General features: G+C 62.5%; 14 protein-coding genes. 4 read left to right on the forward strand and 10 right to left on the reverse strand.

Going from position 1 to position 17,532, the window contains the following annotated elements; all coding sequences use genetic code 11:
• Positions 1 to 47 precede the first annotated feature (47 nt).
• Entirely contained in the window at positions 48 to 719 is a 672-nt protein-coding gene (locus N5P29_RS12060; protein ID WP_262275191.1) for a vitamin K epoxide reductase family protein, read from the forward strand.
• A 69-nt stretch (positions 720 to 788) separates the two neighbouring features.
• Here the strand turns inward: N5P29_RS12060 and ndk are convergent, their stop codons facing one another.
• From ndk to ileS, 4 genes are read right to left on the reverse strand one after another with little or no spacing between them, the layout of a single operon-like run.
• Complete coding sequence (gene ndk / locus N5P29_RS12065; RefSeq protein ID WP_144659015.1) at positions 789 to 1,205, reverse strand: nucleoside-diphosphate kinase; 417 nt, start codon at positions 1,203 to 1,205, stop codon at positions 789 to 791.
• Between the two features lie 41 nt (positions 1,206 to 1,246).
• Entirely contained in the window at positions 1,247 to 1,699 is a 453-nt protein-coding gene (locus N5P29_RS12070; RefSeq protein WP_262275192.1) for a DUF4233 domain-containing protein, read from the reverse strand.
• Between the two features lies 1 nt (position 1,700).
• Entirely contained in the window at positions 1,701 to 3,062 is a 1,362-nt protein-coding gene (locus N5P29_RS12075; protein ID WP_262275193.1) for a bifunctional folylpolyglutamate synthase/dihydrofolate synthase, read from the reverse strand.
• Positions 3,063 to 3,065: 3 nt separating this feature from the next.
• Positions 3,066 to 6,353 carry an isoleucine--tRNA ligase gene (ileS, locus tag N5P29_RS12080; protein WP_262275194.1) on the reverse strand — a complete coding sequence of 1,096 codons (3,288 nt, stop codon included), beginning with the start codon at positions 6,351 to 6,353 and terminating at the stop codon, positions 3,066 to 3,068.
• A gap of 329 nt (positions 6,354 to 6,682) precedes the next feature.
• Between ileS and N5P29_RS12085 the strand changes: the two genes are divergently transcribed.
• Entirely contained in the window at positions 6,683 to 7,717 is a 1,035-nt protein-coding gene (locus tag N5P29_RS12085; protein ID WP_262275195.1) for an endonuclease/exonuclease/phosphatase family protein, read from the forward strand.
• On the opposite strand, the gene N5P29_RS12090 is transcribed toward N5P29_RS12085, so the two are convergent.
• Positions 7,714 to 8,493, reverse strand: coding sequence for an SDR family oxidoreductase (locus N5P29_RS12090; RefSeq protein WP_262275196.1), 780 nt, complete (start codon positions 8,491 to 8,493; stop codon positions 7,714 to 7,716). The genes N5P29_RS12085 and N5P29_RS12090 overlap by 4 nt on opposite strands.
• Before the next feature lie 72 nt (positions 8,494 to 8,565).
• On the opposite strand from N5P29_RS12090, the gene valS reads away from it, so the two are divergent.
• Together valS and N5P29_RS12100 are read left to right on the forward strand one after the other, a co-directional pair.
• Complete coding sequence (gene valS / locus N5P29_RS12095) at positions 8,566 to 11,187, forward strand: valine--tRNA ligase (protein WP_262275197.1); 2,622 nt, start codon at positions 8,566 to 8,568, stop codon at positions 11,185 to 11,187.
• 343 nt (positions 11,188 to 11,530) lie between these two features.
• Positions 11,531 to 12,406 (forward strand): Fpg/Nei family DNA glycosylase, encoded by an 876-nt coding sequence (locus tag N5P29_RS12100; RefSeq protein WP_262275198.1) that lies wholly within the window; start codon positions 11,531 to 11,533, stop codon positions 12,404 to 12,406.
• Between the two features lie 13 nt (positions 12,407 to 12,419).
• On the opposite strand, the gene N5P29_RS12105 is transcribed toward N5P29_RS12100, so the two are convergent.
• The 5 genes from N5P29_RS12105 to tig all read right to left on the reverse strand — a co-directional run bounded on the left by N5P29_RS12105 (position 12,420) and on the right by tig (position 17,532).
• On the reverse strand, positions 12,420 to 13,064 hold the full coding sequence (locus tag N5P29_RS12105; protein ID WP_262275199.1) for a mycothiol-dependent nitroreductase Rv2466c family protein: 645 nt from the start codon (positions 13,062 to 13,064) through the stop codon (positions 12,420 to 12,422).
• A gap of 81 nt (positions 13,065 to 13,145) precedes the next feature.
• On the reverse strand, positions 13,146 to 14,435 hold the full coding sequence (clpX, locus tag N5P29_RS12110; protein ID WP_262275200.1) for an ATP-dependent Clp protease ATP-binding subunit ClpX: 1,290 nt from the start codon (positions 14,433 to 14,435) through the stop codon (positions 13,146 to 13,148).
• A gap of 182 nt (positions 14,436 to 14,617) precedes the next feature.
• A complete protein-coding gene (locus tag N5P29_RS12115) occupies positions 14,618 to 15,277 on the reverse strand; it encodes an ATP-dependent Clp protease proteolytic subunit (protein WP_144659025.1) in 660 nt (219 codons plus the stop codon).
• 40 nt (positions 15,278 to 15,317) lie between these two features.
• Positions 15,318 to 15,929 (reverse strand): ATP-dependent Clp protease proteolytic subunit, encoded by a 612-nt coding sequence (locus N5P29_RS12120; RefSeq protein ID WP_315973345.1) that lies wholly within the window; start codon positions 15,927 to 15,929, stop codon positions 15,318 to 15,320.
• Positions 15,930 to 16,149: 220 nt separating this feature from the next.
• Positions 16,150 to 17,532, reverse strand: coding sequence for a trigger factor (gene tig / locus N5P29_RS12125; RefSeq protein WP_262275202.1), 1,383 nt, complete (start codon positions 17,530 to 17,532; stop codon positions 16,150 to 16,152).

Below are 17,532 nucleotides of genomic sequence, written 5' to 3' on the forward strand. Positions count from 1 at the left end.
CACTTCCCGGGCCGCCGGGCACACTGTCGAAAAGGATCAGATCCGCGATGCCGAGCACCGCCAGGGAGAACCTGGCCAAGAAAGCCTCCACCGCCGAGGAGCAACCGTCCACCCACCAGGAAACGTTGCCGAGGACCGTACGCGACAAGCCTTTCGCCTGGCTCCTGCTGGTGACCGGGGTCATCGGATGGCTGGCGTCCGGCGCCTTGGTCCTGGAGAAACTCCAGGTGCTCCAGGACCCCAACCACATCACTGCGTGCGATGTGAACCCGTGGGTTTCCTGCGGAACCGTGATGAAGACGTGGCAGAGTTCGCTCTTCGGGTTCCCCAATATGTTTATCGGCATTGTTGCCTTCGCGGTCATCATCACCACCGCCGTGGGCTTGCTCTCCGGGGCCCGCTTTTCACGCGGCTACTGGCTGGGGCTCCAGGCGGGCGTGACACTGGGCTTCGCCTTCGTTGTCTGGCTGTGGTCGCAAGCCCTGTACGTCATCAACGTGCTCTGCCCGTTCTGCATGGTGGTATGGGCTGTCATGATTCCCATGTTCGTCTGGGTGACCATCCGCAACATCACCCACGGAGTCATTAAGGCACCGCCCGCACTGGCCAAGTTGCTCGGTGACTCCGGGTGGATCATCGTGGCGCTGCTGTACGTCGCAGTCATCGCCACCATCTTCTTTGCTTTCCTCCACGTCTTCGCGGGAACCTCGGGCTACTAAAACCACGCCGCCAAAGGAAAGGTCCCGTGTTCAAACGAACACGGGACCTTTCGGCTATCTATGGCTGGATCAGTTGAACCAGATCTTGATCTCGCGCTCTGCCGAATCAACGGAGTCGGAGCCGTGGACCAGGTTCTGCTGGACTGCCAGGCCCCAGTCGCGGCCGAAGTCACCGCGGATGGTTCCGGGGGCCGCCGTCGTCGGGTCTGTCGTCCCGGCGAGGGAGCGGAAGCCTTCAATGACGCGGTGGCCTTCGAAAACCGCAGCGATGACCGGGCCGCTCAGCATGAATTCAACCAGCGGCTCGTAGAAGGGCTTGCCCACGTGTTCCTCGTAGTGCTGCTCCAGCAGCTCGCGGGTGGCGTTGACCTTCTTCAATTCGGCCAGGGTGTAGCCCTTGGCTTCGATGCGGGCCAGGATGCTGCCGCCCAGGTTGCGGGCGACGCCGTCGGGCTTGACCAGGACAAGGGTCCGTTCAATGCTCACAGTTGCTCCAATGTGATGTATTAGGTGGTTTCCCAGCCAGTTTACGGGGTTTGAGGGCCGGCTTCGTCACTGTGCGCCGCGTCCCATTCGGCCTGCTCGCGGTCGCGCTGGGCCACCTCGCGGTCAATCCTCATGCCGGCGCGGATCCCGTACCACCAGCAGATCGCGAACAGGACACCCACGATGAACATCATGGGCTCTGCCAGGCCGGTCAGAATGAGCACGATCTGCAGCACCCACCCCAGGCCGACGCCCCACGGCTTGGACAACACAGCGCAGGCAAGAACCAGCACCACGCTCAACGCAATGCCCACACCCAGGATGATGCCGGGATCGACCTCGCCGCGCTTGAGCCCGAACACGGCCAGCGTGCCGAAGAACGCAACGAAGGCTTCGAGCAGCAGCACCGTGGATGCGAACATCACTTTGGTGGAGCGGCGCTTTTTCGGCATGCCGGGGCGCCATTCCCGCTGTGCCTTGGTCATTTTCGCCATGCTAGGCACCCGCCTTTCCCAGCAGGATCCGGGCCTCCGCTACCACCGTGATGGAACCGGTCACCAAAACTCCGCCTGCGAGGTCGTCGTTCGATTCGGAACGTTCAACGGCCCACTCAATGGCGTCATCGAGCTTCTCGGCGATGTGCACGTTTTCCTCACCGAAACCGAGGTCGACGGCGAGCTCCGCCAGTTCGGCGGCAGGAACGGCCCGTGGCGAGGTGGACTGGGTGAAACAGAACTCCTCGGCGAGATCCCCCAGTGAATCCTTGAGTGTTTTCAGGATTTCCTCGGCGTCCTTTTCACGCAGGACGCCTACCACCACCACCAGTTTGCTGAAGCTGAAAGCCTCCTGGATGGCCTCAGCCGAAACCCTGATGCCGTCGGGGTTGTGGGCTGCGTCGACCACAATGGTCGGCGCGGTCCGGACAACTTCCAGGCGGCCGGGCGAGGTCACGGTGCCGAAGGCCTCGCGAAGCACCTCGGCGTCGAGTTCCTTCTCGCCGCCTCCGAAAAAGGCTTCCAAGGCAGCCACGGCAACAGCTGCATTCTCGGCCTGGTGGGCACCATGGAGCGGGAGCAGCAGGTCTTCGTAGCGTCCAGCGAGTCCTTGGATGGTCACAACCTGGCCACCCACGGCAACGCTGCGCGATTCGACACCGAATTCGACGCCTTCGAAGCGGAAGGGCACATCGACTTCGCGGGCCTTTTCCAGCAGGACCTGTGCGGCGTCAACCGGCTGGGCAGCGCTTACCAGGAAGCCTCCCGGCTTGATGATTCCGGCTTTCTCGTAGGCGATGTCTTCGGTGGTGTCACCCAGGAGGTCCGTGTGGTCCAGCGAAATCGGTGTGATGACCGATACCTGTCCATCGCCGACGTTGGTGGCGTCGGTGATGCCGCCAAGGCCGACTTCGATCACGGCCACGTCAACTGGCTGGTCGGCGAAAATAGCGAAGCCGAGGATGGTGACGCACTCGAAGTAGGTTAACCGGGGCTGGCCATCGGCGACGAGTTCGTTGTCCACAATCTCGAGATACGGCCGGATTTCGTCCCAGATCCGCACGAAGGTGTCATCAGAAACGGGTTCACCGTTGATGCTGATCCGTTCGGTCACCTTGGACAGGTGCGGGCTGGTGTAGCGGCCCGTGCTCAGACCGTGCGCGCGCAACCCGGCCTCGATCATGCGGGCAGTCGAGGTTTTTCCGTTCGTGCCCGTGATGTGGATGATCGGGAAAGCCTTGTTCGGCTCCCCCAGCACATCCATGGCCCGGAACAGCGGCGCAAGGCGCGGTTCCATCTTGTTTTCCGGGGCGCGGCCCAAAAGCTCGGCGTAGACGCTCTCAACGGAGAATTCGTCGGTCATGGCTCAGGCCCCTGCCTTCTCTACGGTGATCTGCGGTTCTCCCGCACCCGAAACCTGGACGTCGAGTTCCACGGTCAGGGTTTCGGTCTTGACCAACCCTGCGTTGGCGTTAAGGGCGTCCACGACGTCCTGCTGTGCTTCCACCGTGGTCTTGATACGGTCGCTCACATTGAAGCCGGCATCCTTGCGTGCCTGCTGGATGGCACGGACCATGTCACGGGCGAGGCCCTCGGCCGCGAGTTCCGGGGTGACCTCGGTGTTCAGTACCACGAACCCGCCACCTGGCAGCACCGCAACGGAAGCGGAACCGCCGTCGACGGCGTCCGAAACAACGGTTTCCAGAGTGTATTCCTGCGGCTCAAGTTCCAAGCCGCCGGCAACGACCACACCGGCGTCGTTCACGGACCAATCGCCGGACTTGGAACCCTTGATGGCCTGCTGGACGTTCTTGCCCAAGCGCGGACCGGCTGCACGGGCATTGACCACGAGCTTCTGCTCGATGCCGAATTCCTCGGGTGAGGCCGTGGCAGCGTCCAGCAGCCGCACCGCGCGCAGGTTGAGCTCATCGGCGACGACGGCGGCGAAACCTTCCAGCGCATCCGCGCCAGGTGCCACGACCGTCAGTTCCTGCAGCGGCAGGCGAACGCGAAGGTTCGCGGCCTTGCGGAGGCTCGAACCTGTGGAACAGATCTGCTGCACGCGGTCCATGGCTTCGACGAGTTCCGGGTTGGACGGGAACAGCGACGCCTCCGGCCAGTCGGCCAGGTGTACCGAACGGCCACCGGTCAAGCCACGCCAGATTTCTTCCGAGACGAGTGGCAGCAGGGACGCTGCCACGCGGCATACAGCTTCCAGTGCCGTGTACAGGGCGTCGAAGGCGTCGACGTTCTCGTCAAAGAAGCGCTGGCGGCTGCGGCGGACGTACCAGTTGGTGAGCATGTCCAGGTAGCTGCGAAGTTCATCGCAGGCACCGGAGATGTCGTAGGTGTCCAGGTTCTCGGTGACCTTGCGCACCAGGTCACCGGTGTTGGCCAGGAGGTACTGGTCCAGCGTGTCCGAGTAGCCGTCATAACGAAGCTTCGCGTCGTAGCCGGAACCACCGTTGGAGGCGTTCGTGTAGAGGGTGAAGAAGCTGTACACGTTCCAAAGCGGCAGGATGACCTGGCGTACACCGTCGCGGATGCCCTGTTCGGTGACGATCAGGTTTCCGCCACGGAGGATGGGGCTGGACATGAGGAACCAGCGCATGGCGTCGGAGCCATCGCGGTCCAGGACCTCGGAGACGTCCGGGTAGTTGCGCAGGCTCTTGGACATCTTCTGGCCGTCCGAGCCGAGCACGATGCCGTGGCTGATTACGTTGCGGAAAGCCGGCCGGTCGAACAGGGCCGTGGACAGGATGTGCAGCATGTAGAACCAGCCACGGGTCTGGCCGATGTACTCCACGATGAAGTCCGCGGGGTTGTGGGTGTCGAACCAGTCTTCGTTCTGGAACGGGTAGTGCACCTGGCCGTAGGGCATCGAGCCGGAATCGAACCATACATCCAGGACATCCTCGACGCGGCGCATGGTCGACTTGCCCGTGGGGTCATCCGGGTTCGGACGGGTGAGCTCGTCGATGAAGGGCCGGTGCAGGTCCACCTGGCCCTCGTTGTTGACGGGCAGACGGCCAAAGTCGGCTTCGAGGTCGGCCAGGGAGCCGTAGACGTCCGTGCGCGGGTACTCGGGGTCATCGGACTGCCACACCGGGATGGGCGAGCCCCAATAGCGGTTGCGGCTGATGGACCAGTCGCGGGCGTTGTCGAGCCACTTGCCGAACTGGCCGTCCTTGACGTTGCCGGGGATCCAGTTGATCTCCTGGTTCAGCTCGGACATGCGGTCCTTGAACTTTGTGACCTCCACGTACCAGGAGGAGACCGCCCGGTAGATCAGGGGGTTGCGGCAACGCCAGCAATGCGGGTAGCTGTGCTCATAGCTGGCCTGGCGGACCAGGCGGCCATCGGCGCGCAGCACCTGGGTGATGGGCTTGTTGGCTTCGAAGACCTGGAGGCCCACGATGTCGGCGAGCTCACCATGGGCGAACAGCGGCAGGAACTTGGCGCCCTCATCCACTGACAGGACAACGGGGATTCCCGCTGCTTCACAGACCTTCTGGTCATCCTCACCGTAGGCGGGAGCCTGGTGGACGATGCCCGTACCGTCTGTGGTGGTGACATACTCCGCCACAAGGATGCGCCAGGCGTCCTGGGTGCCGTACTTCTCCGTGTCGGCGAAGTCGTTCCACAGCGGTTCGTATTCGAGGCCCTCCAACTGGGAGCCCGCGTAGGTGGCTGTGACAGCGGCCGTGGCGGCAGCAGCGTCGTCGTACCCCAGATCCTTGGCGTAGGACCCCACAAGGTCAGCAGCCAGCAGGAAGCTGCCGGTCACCGGCGCCTCAGCGGAAGCGGCCTTGACGCCGTTGGGTCCAGCAGGCAGGACGGCGTAATTGATCTCGGGCCCGACGGCGAGCGCCAGGTTGGTCGGAAGCGTCCACGGCGTGGTGGTCCAGGCGAGCGCCTGCACGCCCGCAAGCGCCCGGGAAACCTCGGACTCTCCTGCCTTGAGAGGGAAGGTGACCGTGACGGTCTGGTCCTGGCGGTTCTTGTAGACGTCGTCGTCCATGCGCAGTTCGTGGTTGGACAGGGGCGTCTCGTCCTTCCAGCAGTACGGGAGGACGCGGTAGCCGTTGTAGGTCAGGCCCTTCTCGTGCAGCTGCTTGAAGGCCCAGAGGACCGACTCCATGTACTCGACGTTGAGTGTTTTGTAGTCGTTCTCGAAGTCAACCCAGCGGGCCTGGCGGGTGACGTAGGCCTTCCACTCGTTGGCGTACTTCATGACCGACGCGCGGCAGGCGTCGTTGAACTTGTCGATGCCCATGGCTTCGATCTGGGTCTTGTCCGTCATGCCCAGTTGCTTCATGGCTTCGAGCTCTGCGGGGAGGCCGTGCGTGTCCCAGCCGAAGCGGCGTTCGACGCGCTTGCCACGCTGGGTCTGGTAGCGGCCCACGAGGTCCTTGGCGTAACCGGTCAGCAGGTGGCCATAGTGCGGGAGTCCGTTGGCGAAGGGCGGTCCGTCGTAGAACACGAACTCGTTGCTGCCGTCTTGACCGGCGTCGCGCTGGTCGATGCTGGCCTGGAAGGTGCCGTCTTCATCCCAGTATTTGAGGATGCGTTCTTCGATTTCCGGGAACTTCACGGAGGCGGACACGCCGTGCGCGCCGGACGAAGACGCTGAGGCCTTGGGGTAGTGGGTCATCTCATATCCTGTGATAGCTGGTTGACTGTCAGGATGCGAGGACGGCTTCTGTTCTGCCTGTCGGCAGCTCAGGTACCGCGGTACCACCTCACTTACCGGAACACTGGGTTCCGGCCTCTCATTACTGCTGTGACGGGCTTACCCGTCCGGTTCTACTGGGCACTGCATGCCTTGCGGGCAGTCATTGCGGTTCTTCCGGAAGCTCACCGGTGATGGCCGGGTCGAAGCTGGTCCCTTTAGTCTAGCGGCAGCCGGGCTTTCTGCTCCACTTGCAGAGTCATCCCTGAGGAGGACGGCCTGGCGCGGGGGCGCTGCATAGACTCGGGTCCATGTCCAACCCCGCTCCTGCCCTGCAGGCTGCCAGTAAAGCAAAACGCCGGTCATCCCTGGCCTGGACCGCATTCGCACTGCTCTTCGCGTTGCCAACTGCTGGGATGTCATTGTTCCGTGCGATACCTGCGCAGTGGCCACTGCCTGTGGTGCAGCTGTTGTCGTTCACTCCGTGGCTTGTCATCCCGGCCGCCGCGGCGCTGATCCTCGCCCTGGTGGGGCGGCCGCCCTGGGTCATCATCACGACGACGGCCCTGCTGGCCCTCCAGCTTTTCTGGCTCTTCCCGTTTGACGCAGGCAAAGCCGTTGAGCTGCCCGCAGGCACCCCCACCGTTTCGGTGAAGGTCATGAGCTTGAACACCGAATACGGCCAGGCCGATGCCGCCAGCATCGTGAAATTGGTCCGGGAGAACGGCGTCCAGCTCCTTGCGCTGCAGGAACATACGCAGGGTTTGCAGGATCGCCTCCGTGCTGAAGGCTTGGAGGAGCTCCTCCCGCACCGGGTCAGTGAACCCCGTGACGACGCCGGAGGTGGCGCCGTGTATTCGGCCTTCCCCCTGGAACCTGATGGACTCCTGCCGGACACTCCTTTCCACATGGCCGTCACCAGGGTGCTCGTGACGGATCCGAAGTCCGGCGGCAGGTCGGCACTGAACCTGACCAACGTCCACGCGCTGCCGCCGGTGGACGAGAGGATCGAACAATGGCGAAGCGATCTGGCCAAGATCGGTCGTCAGGCAGCCAGTCCCGGCAACCATCTGTTGATGGGTGACTTCAATTCTTCCTACGACCATTCGGAATTCCGGGCAATGCTGGACGCAGGGCGGGATGGAACACGGCTGGTTGATGTGGGAACGGCAACCGGTGGTCGGTTCTACCCCACGTGGCCCATGGAAGGACGGGCGCTTCCGGGAACGGTCCTGGACCATATAGTCACCACAGCGCGGATTGGCAGCAGCGGCTACATGGTTCACAAGGTTCCCGGCTCGGACCATGCCGCCGTGCTCGCCACTCTTGGTATGCCCGCGGGCTAGTCCTGCTTGCGGATCAGTTTGTGGTTCGCTGCCTGTGCCACCGGACGCACGACGATCTGGTCAAGGTTGATGTGGTGCGGAAGCGAGACCGCATACTTGACGACGTCGGCTACGTCATCGGCCGTCAAGGGCTTTTCCACCCCGGCGTAGACCTTGGCTGCCGCGTCCTTGTCCCCCAGCCTGTTAAGGGCGAATTCCTCCGTGTAAACCAAGCCGGGTGCCACTTCGATAACCCGGACGTTGTTGCCCACCTCTTCCAGCCGAAGAGCGTTGGTCATCGCGTGCTGGGCGAACTTGGCGGCGTTGTAGCCTCCACCGCCTTCGTAGGCGGACAACCCGGCAGTGGAAGTGAGGTTGAGGACCGTTCCTTCACCGTTGCTTCGCAGCATGGGCAGGAAGGCGCGGGTGATTTTCATGGTGCCGATGACGTTCACCTGGTACATCCACTCCCAGTCGTCGGTATCGGCGTTCGCAATGGTGTCAGCGCCCCTGGCACCGCCTGCGATATTGATGAGCGTGTCAGCACCTCCGGCTTGGGTGACGGCCGCGAGCAAGGCCGCAACGTCGTCGTCGTTGGTGATGTCCGCCGGGAACGGCACCGCACCCGTTTCGGCGCCCAGAGCCTCGATCCTGTCGGCGCGTCGGGCTACGGCGAACACCTTCCATCCGCTCGATGCCAGGGCCCTCACGGTTGCCTCGCCGATTCCGGTGCTGGCTCCCGTGACGACGGCTGTCTTGTTCTCTGATGCGGGGGTGCTGTGCGCTGCCAAAGTCATGGCACCACCCTATCGGGCGTTCGCCTTCGACCGAGGGCGGGTTGTAACGCCAAGCCATGAAACAATTGGTCCATGGCTGAATCAACGCAGGGTACAGACACGCCCGCCACCGCCCCCATTAACGTCCCCGACAAGCCGGCCCTTGAGGGCCTTGAGGCCGCTTTGACGCAGCGCTGGCTCGAAGAGGGAACCTACAAGTTCAACCCGGACACCACCCGGGAGCAGGTCTACTCGATCGACACTCCCCCGCCGACGGCGTCCGGCTCGCTCCACGTGGGTCACATGTTCTCCTTCACCCAGACGGACGTCCAGGCCCGCTACATGCGCATGACCGGCAAGAACGTCTTCTACCCCATGGGTTGGGACGACAACGGCCTGCCCACGGAGCGCCGTGTCCAGAACTACTACGGTGTCCGCTGCGATCCCGCCATCCCCTACAACGCCGACTACCGCCCGCCTGCCCAGCCGGCGAAAAACCAGCGCGATTTCGATGTCGTTTCGCGCCAGAACTTCATCGAACTGTGCGAGGAACTCGCCGTTGAGGACGAGAAAGTCTTCGAAAACCTCTTCCAGACCCTCGGCCTGTCCGTCGACTGGGACCTGACCTACCGCACCATCGATGACACCTCCCGTGCCGTTTCCCAGCGCGCCTTCCTGGCCAACCTGGCTGCCGGTGACGCCTACATGGCCGAAGCCCCCACGCTCTGGGACGTCACCTTCCGTACCGCCGTGGCCCAGGCCGAGCTTGAGGACCGCGAAGTCCCCGGCGCCTACTACCGCTACCCCTTCTTCACTGAAGACGGCGAAAAGATCTTCATCGAGACCACCCGTCCCGAGCTGCTGGCTGCCTGTGCAGCCCTGGTGGCAAACCCCGACGACGAGCGGTACCAGCCGCTGTTCGGCAAGACCGTGAAGTCACCGTTGTTCGACGTCGAGCTTGAGGTCAAGGCCCACCCGCTCGCCAAGGCGGACAAGGGTTCCGGTATCGCCATGGTCTGTACCTTCGGCGACCTGACGGACGTCACCTGGTGGCGCGAACTGCAGCTGCCCACCCGTGCCATCATGGGCCGCGACGGACGCATCATCGCGGACACCCCGGAATGGATCACCACAGAGGCCGGCAAGGAAGCCTACGCCGCCATCGCCGGCAAGACCGCCTTCTCCGCCAAGGAAGCCGTGGTTGAACTGCTCAAGGCAGCCGAACTGCTCGACGGCGAACCAAAGAAGATCACCCACCCGGTGAACTTCTTCGAAAAGGGCGACAAGCCGCTCGAGGTTGTCACCTCCCGCCAGTGGTACATCCGCAACGGTGGCCGCGACGAAGAGCGCCGCCAGCGCCTGATCGGCCGTGGCCAGGAAATCAACTTCCACCCATCCTTCATGCGTTCGCGGTACGAGAACTGGATCGCGGGCCTCAACGGTGACTGGCTGGTATCCCGCCAGCGCTTCTTCGGCGTGCCCATCCCGGTCTGGTACCCGCTGGACGCCCAGGGCAACCCGGACTACGACAACCCCATCCTGCCCACCGATGAGATGCTGCCCGTGGACCCGGCTGCAGATGCTGCCCCCGGTTTCGATGAGTCACAGCGCGACCAGGCCAACGGCTTTACCGGAGACGCTGACGTTCTCGACACCTGGGCCACGTCCTCGCTGACGCCTCAGATCGTGGGTGGCTGGAGCCGGGATGACGAACTGTTTTCCAAGGTCTACCCCTTCGACCTCCGTCCGCAGGGACACGACATTATCCGTACGTGGTTGTTCTCTTCGGCAGTGCGTGCCGACGCCCTGCAGAACAGCGCACCATGGAAGCATGCGGCCATCTCCGGCTGGATCCTGGACCCGGACCGCAAGAAGATGTCCAAGTCCAAGGGCAACGTCGTGGTACCTACCGATGTGCTGAACGAGTACGGATCCGACGCCGTCCGCTATTGGGCTGCATCGGCCAAGCTCGGCGCTGACACCGCATACGAGATCGCCCAGATGAAGATCGGTCGCCGCCTCGCCATCAAGCTGCTGAACGCCTCGAAGTTCGTACTGAACCTTGGCGCCACCGAGAACTCCGTGGTGACCTCGGACCTCTCGGTTCTGACCAACCCGCTGGACCGCGCGCTCCTGGCACAGCTGTCCGACGTCGTCGCACAGTCCACCAAGGCGTTCGACAACTATGACTACGCCCGCGCGTTGCAGATCACGGAATCGTTCTTCTGGCAGTTCACCGACGACTACGTCGAACTGATCAAGGACCGTGCCTATGGCGCAGCTGGAGAGTCCGAACAGGCTTCCGTTCTGGCTGCACTTGCAACCACGCTGGACTCGTTGCTCCGGCTCTTCGCCCCGTTCCTGCCCTTCGCTACGGAAGAGGTCTGGGGCTGGTGGCGCACGGGTTCGGTCCACCGCGCCGAATGGCCAACGGCCCTTGAAATCACCGACGGCGACACCACCATGCTTGGCACGGTGGGTATCGCTCTGAGCGGCATCCGCAAGGCAAAGTCCGAGGCCAAGGTCAAGCAGCGCACCGAGGTGCTCTCCGCTTCCATCACGGCTTCCGAGGTTCTTGTAGCGCAGCTGAAAGCCGGCCTGGGTGACTTGAAGGCGGCAGCCAACGCGCAGGAGATCACCTTGCAGTCCGGTGAAGGCGAGTTGAGCGTCAGCGACGTCGTCCTGGCTCCTGCCGAGGAGGCCCCGGCCTCCTAAGCGACACGTGCGCCCAAGGGATTTTTGGGCAAAGGGGAAGCCCCATCAGCGTTTTGCCGTTGGTGGGGCTTCGACTTTTCGGCTGCCTGGTGACGACTTGACAGTCTGGCGGAATCCTTGGAATTTCAGGTCTTCCTACCTCGTCACTGGTAGCTTGCTTCCAACTGCGCCAAAGGCTGCGTCGGCTGCATATCACTGAATCTTTGGTTTCCGTGTCCCGCTTCTTTCGAAGTGGGTAAGAACTATTGTTGTCCCGCTGGAAGGGATGCACAAGGCTTTGGAACGAACTACAAAACTGTAGTTTTCCTGCCTATCAGGAGCTACCGGTGGCAAAGTATTGTCCATGCCGGAACTGCCCGAAGTGCACGGCTTGTGCATGTACCTGGACACCCAACTCCGTGGAGCCACGCTGACCGAGGTCCGCATCAACTCCTTCTCCGCACTCAAGACTGCCGATCCTCCCTACAGCGCTTTGGAGGGAAGGACCGTCCAGGGGGCGCGGCGCCTGGGAAAGTTTGTTTGCCTTGATCTTGACGGAATCTTCTTCATTTTCCATCTGGCCAAGGCCGGTTGGGTCCGGTACACCGAGCACCCGTCTTCTGCTGGATTGCGGATGGGGAAAAGCAACATATCGGCCCGGCTGCTGTTCCACCGTCCCGGCGATGACGCCCACATCGGTGTGGACCTGACCGAAGCCGGAACCAAGAAGAGCCTGGCCATCTACGTGGTCAGGGACCCTCAGGACGTTCCTGGCATCGCGACGCTTGGCCCCGAGCCACTGAGCCCCGACTTCGATGAAGCCGCGTTCGCCGCCATCCTCAAGTCCAGCCCGCAGCAGATCAAGGGCCTCCTGCGCAGCCAAAGCGTCATAGCCGGCATCGGCAACGCTTACAGTGACGAGATTCTCCACGCCGCGAAGATCTCCCCGTTCGCCATCGCAAAGTCGTTGGACAACGAAACGGTGGGCCGCCTGTATGACTCCATGCAGGAGGTTTTGGTAGGCGCCGTCAACGCAGCTGCCGGTAAACCGTCCAGTGAACTCAAGGACACCAAGCGCAGCAACTTCAGGGTGCATGCCAGGACAGGTTTGCCGTGCCCCGTGTGCGGGGAAACAGTAAGGGAGGTGTCCTTCGCGGACACCTCCCTCCAATACTGCCCCCACTGCCAGACCAATGGAAAAATCCTGGCCGACCGCCGGACCTCGCGCTTCCTGAAGTAGCGGTTCGGTACAGCTAGTTAAATTCCGGGCTCTCCGTGCGGCTGCGCTTGAGTTCAAAGAAGTGCGGGTAGCCGGCCAACGTTACTGTCGCGTCCCAAAGCTTCCCGGCTTCCTCGCCCCGGGGAATGCGGGTGAGGACAGGACCGAAGAAAGCGGTCCCGTTGAGGGCGACCACCGGGGTCCCGACGTCCTGGCCCACCAAGGAGATGCCGGCCTCGTGGCTCGCGCGCAGCTTGGCGTCGAATTCGTCCGAGTCAGCGAAACGTGCCAGGTCGGCAGGAAGCCCTGTCTCGGCCAAGGCTTTCTGGATCACTGAAGCGCGGTCTTTGTTGCCCTCATGGTGGATCTGCTCCCCCATGGCTTCATAGAGCGGCTTGACGTAGCTGCTGCCATGGAGCTCCTGCGCTGCGATGATCACGCGGACCGGTCCCCAGCTGTCATCCATCATGGCCCGGTACTCGGCGGGGAGGTCGCGGCCTTCGTTCAGGACGGACAGGCTCATGACATGCCAGGTGGTCTCGATGCCGCGAACTTGCTCCACCTCGCCGATCCAACGCGAGGTGATCCAGGCAAAGGGGCAGACGGGGTCGAACCAGAAATCAGCCTTATTCACGGTGTTTTCGGGCGCGGTCACTTCAGAAACGATCTGTTCGGACACAAAGAACTCCTCTACAAGAGTGGAAACGTGGCTAGTCACGGCGGTCCCTGAAGAACCGCTCCTCCTTTGCCCAACGGCGGCTTAGGCGGACTTATTCCGTCGCTTGGCCACCACGTCATGGGCGATCATGGTCGGCTGGGCCTTCTTGGCAACCGCATCGGCTGTGATGACCACCGTTGCAATGTCATCGCGGCTGGGAAGATCGAACATGACCGGAAGAAGCACTTCTTCCATGATGGCCCTCAGGCCACGCGCTCCCGTTCCACGCTCCAGGGCCTGGTCCGCAATGGCGTTCAAGGCGTCCTGTTCGAACTGCAATTCCACGCCGTCGAGTTGGAACATCTTCTGGTATTGCTTCACCAAGGCGTTCTTCGGCGTGGACAGGATCTGGATGAGGGCTGGACGGTCAAGGCTGGAAACTGTGGTGATGACGGGGAGGCGGCCGATGAATTCAGGGATGAGGCCGAACTTCAGCAGATCCTCCGGCATGACCTCGCCGTAGGTATCCACGGTATCGCGTGCTTCGTTCAGCGGAGCACCGAAGCCGATACCCTTCCGCCCGGACCGTGAACCGATGATGTCTTCCAGCCCGGCGAAGGCGCCCGCCACGATGAAGAGCACATTGGTGGTGTCGATCTGGATGAACTCCTGGTGCGGGTGCTTCCGTCCGCCCTGGGGCGGGACAGAGGCCACGGTACCCTCGAGGATCTTCAGGAGCGCCTGCTGTACGCCCTCACCGGAGACATCGCGTGTGATCGACGGGTTTTCACTCTTACGGGAGATCTTGTCGATCTCATCGATGTAGATGATGCCCTGTTCGGCCTTCTTGACGTCGTAGTCGGCGGCCTGAATGAGCTTGAGGAGGATGTTCTCGACGTCCTCGCCGACGTAGCCGGCTTCGGTCAAGGCCGTGGCATCCGCGACGGCGAATGGCACGTTCAGCCGGCGGGCCAGGGTCTGTGCCAAGTACGTCTTGCCGCAGCCAGTGGGCCCGATCAGCAAAATGTTGGACTTGGCGATCTCCACATCCTCGTGATGGGAGCCCTCCCCCAGGCTGCCGGTCTTGGGTGCATGGCCGGCCTGGATCCGCTTGTAGTGGTTGTAGACGGCCACTGCCAGGGACCGTTTGGCCGGTTCCTGACCAATGACGTATTCCTGCAGGAAGTCGAAGATCTCGCGGGGCTTCGGCAATTCGAAGCTACCGAGGTCGGAAACTTCCGCGAGCTCCTCTTCGATGATCTCGTTGCACAGCTCGATGCACTCGTCGCAGATGTACACACCGGGCCCGGCAATCAGCTTCCGCACCTGCTTCTGGCTCTTTCCGCAGAAAGAACACTTCAGCAGATCCGTGCTCTCACCAATCCGAGCCATGTGGGAATCCCTTCGTTGCATGCGGGTGATGCGGCTCCGCGCCGTACTCAAGTGTGCGGCCAAGCCGCGGTTGGCACCACCGTGACACCATCCACTCTAGGTCACAATGGGCTGCTTGCGTGGAAACAGAACGCCGGTGCGGTCCATATTTCGCGAACCGCACCGGCGTCGTAATCCGTGTGCTACCTGGCGATTGCCTGGGGCTTGATCTTCCGGGAGTCCAGAACCTGGTCGATCAGGCCGTAACTCATGGCTTCGGCCGCCGTCAGGATCTTGTCGCGCTCGATGTCGTTGTTGACCTGCTCGGACGTACGTCCCGAGTGGTGGGCCAGCGTGTCCTCAAGCCAGGTCCTCATGCGCATGACTTCGGCAGCCTGGATCTCAAGGTCCGAGGCCTGGCCACCCTGGCCGCCGGAAAGAGCCGGCTGGTGGATCAGGACACGGGCGTTCGGCAGTGCCAGGCGCTTGCCCGGGGTGCCGGCAGCGAGCAGGACCGCGGCCGCACTGGCTGCCTGCCCCAGGCACACCGTCTGGATCTCCGGACGGATGTACTGCATGGTGTCATAAATCGCCGTCATGGCCGTGAAGGAACCACCGGGCGAGTTGATGTACAACGTGATGTCGCGGTCCGGGTCCGTGGACTCAAGGACCAGCAGCTGGGCCATGATGTCGTCGGCCGATGCGTCGTCGACCTGGACGCCGAGGAAGATGATGCGGTCCTCGAACAGCTTGGTGTACGGGTCCTGGCGCTTGAAGCCGTAGGGCGTGCGCTCTTCGAACTGAGGCAGGACGTAGCGGCTGGACGGGAGGTTTCCGGCAGACCATCCGAAGTTGTAGTTCATGTTCTTACTCCTGGGTTTTCAGTGGTTCTTTGGTGCCGGATCAGTTCTCGGAGTTCGACTGGTTGGCCGTACCGCCGCCACCAGCTACAGAACCGGCGTGCGCCGAGATCTTGTCGAAGAAGCCGTACTCCAGGGCCTCAGTGGCGGTGAACCACTTGTCGCGGTCGTTGTCCTTGAGGATGGTCTCTACGGTCTGTCCGGTCTGCTCGGCGGTAAGCTCCGCCATGACCTTCTTCATGTGCAGGATCAGCTCGGCCTGGATCTTGATGTCCGAGGCCGTGCCGCCGATGCCGCCGGAGGGCTGGTGCATCAGGATACGTGCATTCGGGGTGGCGTAACGCTTGCCCTTGGTTCCGGAGGACAGAAGGAACTGGCCCATGGAAGCGGCGAGTCCGGTTGCCACGGTGACGACATCGTTCGGGATGAACTGCATGGTGTCGTAGATGGCCATGCCGGCGGTCACCGAACCACCGGGCGAGTTGATGTACAGGTAGATATCCTTCTCCGGGTCTTCGGCGGAGAGAAGGAGGAGCTGGGAGCAAATGGCGTTGGCGTTCTCGTCACGCACTTCAGAGCCGAGCCAGATAATGCGCTCTTTCAGCAGGCGGTTGTAGATGTAGTTGTCCTGGGCTGCTGGATCGACAGTTGCCATCCGGGGAGCCTCTGATTGCTGTGACATAAGTACTTACCTCTCGCTGGTGCCAGTGACGTCACTGAACTTCACTACTTGGACACTAACCGTTTTCCGGGGCGATTTGTTCGCCGGAATCGCGCTGTTCGCTGACGGCGCACGTCTGCGTGGAGCGCCCGTGTCCGGCCTTAAAGAAAACCGACCCCGGATCATCAGATCCGGGGTCGGTTTGCGCTGCTGCTTAGAACTTCACCGCTGCGGGGTCATCGTTGGCAACGGCGTCGGCCTCTTCCGTGGCTTCCACAGCGGCTGCTGCTTCGGCTGCTTCTTCGCCGGCGGGGCGGACGAAGTCCGTCAGGTCAACCTTGTTGCCCTCGGAGTCGACAACCTCTGCCTGGCCCAGGACGACGGCCAGTGCCTTGCGGCGGCGGACCTCGGAAACCATCATGGGAACCTGGCCGCTCTGGTCAATGATCTGAGCGAACTGGTTGGGGTCCATGCCGTACTGGCTGGCGGTGGTAACGATGTAGTCGATCAGCTCGTTCTGGCTGACCTCTACTTCTTCCTTGTCCGCGATGGCGTCAAGGATGATTTCGTTCTGGAACGCACGCTCGGTGTTGGCCTTGACCTCCGCGCGGTGTTCCTCGGTGTCGTGGTCACCTTCGCCGTGGGCGTTCTCCGGGTTGAAGTGCGCTTCGAGCTGCTCTTCAACGACGGATTCGGGAACCGGAACCTCTACGAGTTCAACGAGCTTGTCCAGGACCTTGTCGCGGGCCTCGACGCCCTGCTCCACAACCTTGGAGTCGGCAGCCTGCTTGGCGAGGTCCTCGCGGAGCTCGGCAAGGGTGTCGAACTCGGAAGCGAGCTGTGCGAAGTCGTCGTTTGCCTCGGGGAGTTCGCGCTCCTTGACGGCCTTCACGACAACCTTGACCTGGGCAGCTTCGCCGGCGTGGTCGCCACCGACAAGGGTGGTGTCGAAGATGGCTTCTTCGTCGGCGGACAGGCCGGTCACGGCTTCGTCGAGGCCTTCGAGCATGGTGCCGGCGCCTACCTGGTAGGACAGGCCGGCGGCGGAGTCGATCTCTTCGCCGTCGATGGTGGCGGTGATGTCGATGGTGAGGAAGTCATCGTTCTCGGCAGGACGCTCAACGGACTTCAGCGTGCCGAAACGGCCACGCAGCTCGTCGAGGGACTTGTCGACGTCGGCCTCGGAGGACTCGGCGGCGGCAACCTCAACCTTGATGCCGGCGTAGTCCGGCAGCTCGATCTCGGGGCGGACGTCGATCTCCACCTGGAACTTCAGCTCACCGTCGGTTGCGGAAGGATCCGGAACCTCAGTGATCTCAACCTCGGGACGGCTCAGCGGGCGAACGCCGGTCTCCTGGACAGCGGCCTGGTACCAGCCGTTGAGGCCATCGTTGATGGCCGTCTCCAGGACATACCCACGGCCAACGCGCTGGTCGATGAGCTTGGAGGGAACTTTGCCCTTGCGGAATCCGGGAACCTGGATCTGCGAAGCAACGGTCTTGTACGCGGCATCGATGCTCGGCTTCAGTTCCTCAAAGGGAACCTCAACGTTGAGCTTGACCCGCGTTGCGGTGAGGTTCTCGACAGCGCTCTTCAC

The organism is Paenarthrobacter sp. JL.01a (genome assembly GCF_025452095.1).
Taxonomy (GTDB): Bacteria; Actinomycetota; Actinomycetes; order Actinomycetales; family Micrococcaceae; genus Arthrobacter.

Coding starts and splice junctions, on each gene's coding strand:
- N5P29_RS12060 (WP_262275191.1), top strand. CDS start 48: ATGCCGAGCACCGCCAGGGAGAACCTGGCCAAGAAAGCCTCCACCGCC.
- N5P29_RS12070 (WP_262275192.1), bottom strand. CDS start 1,699: ATGGCGAAAATGACCAAGGCACAGCGGGAATGGCGCCCCGGCATGCCG.
- N5P29_RS12075 (WP_262275193.1), bottom strand. CDS start 3,062: ATGACCGACGAATTCTCCGTTGAGAGCGTCTACGCCGAGCTTTTGGGC.
- ileS (WP_262275194.1), bottom strand. CDS start 6,353: ATGACCCACTACCCCAAGGCCTCAGCGTCTTCGTCCGGCGCGCACGGC.
- N5P29_RS12085 (WP_262275195.1), top strand. CDS start 6,683: ATGTCCAACCCCGCTCCTGCCCTGCAGGCTGCCAGTAAAGCAAAACGC.
- N5P29_RS12090 (WP_262275196.1), bottom strand. CDS start 8,493: ATGACTTTGGCAGCGCACAGCACCCCCGCATCAGAGAACAAGACAGCC.
- valS (WP_262275197.1), top strand. CDS start 8,566: ATGGCTGAATCAACGCAGGGTACAGACACGCCCGCCACCGCCCCCATT.
- N5P29_RS12100 (WP_262275198.1), top strand. CDS start 11,531: ATGCCGGAACTGCCCGAAGTGCACGGCTTGTGCATGTACCTGGACACC.
- clpX (WP_262275200.1), bottom strand. CDS start 14,435: ATGGCTCGGATTGGTGAGAGCACGGATCTGCTGAAGTGTTCTTTCTGC.
- N5P29_RS12115 (WP_144659025.1), bottom strand. CDS start 15,277: ATGAACTACAACTTCGGATGGTCTGCCGGAAACCTCCCGTCCAGCCGC.
- N5P29_RS12120 (WP_315973345.1), bottom strand. CDS start 15,929: ATGGCAACTGTCGATCCAGCAGCCCAGGACAACTACATCTACAACCGC.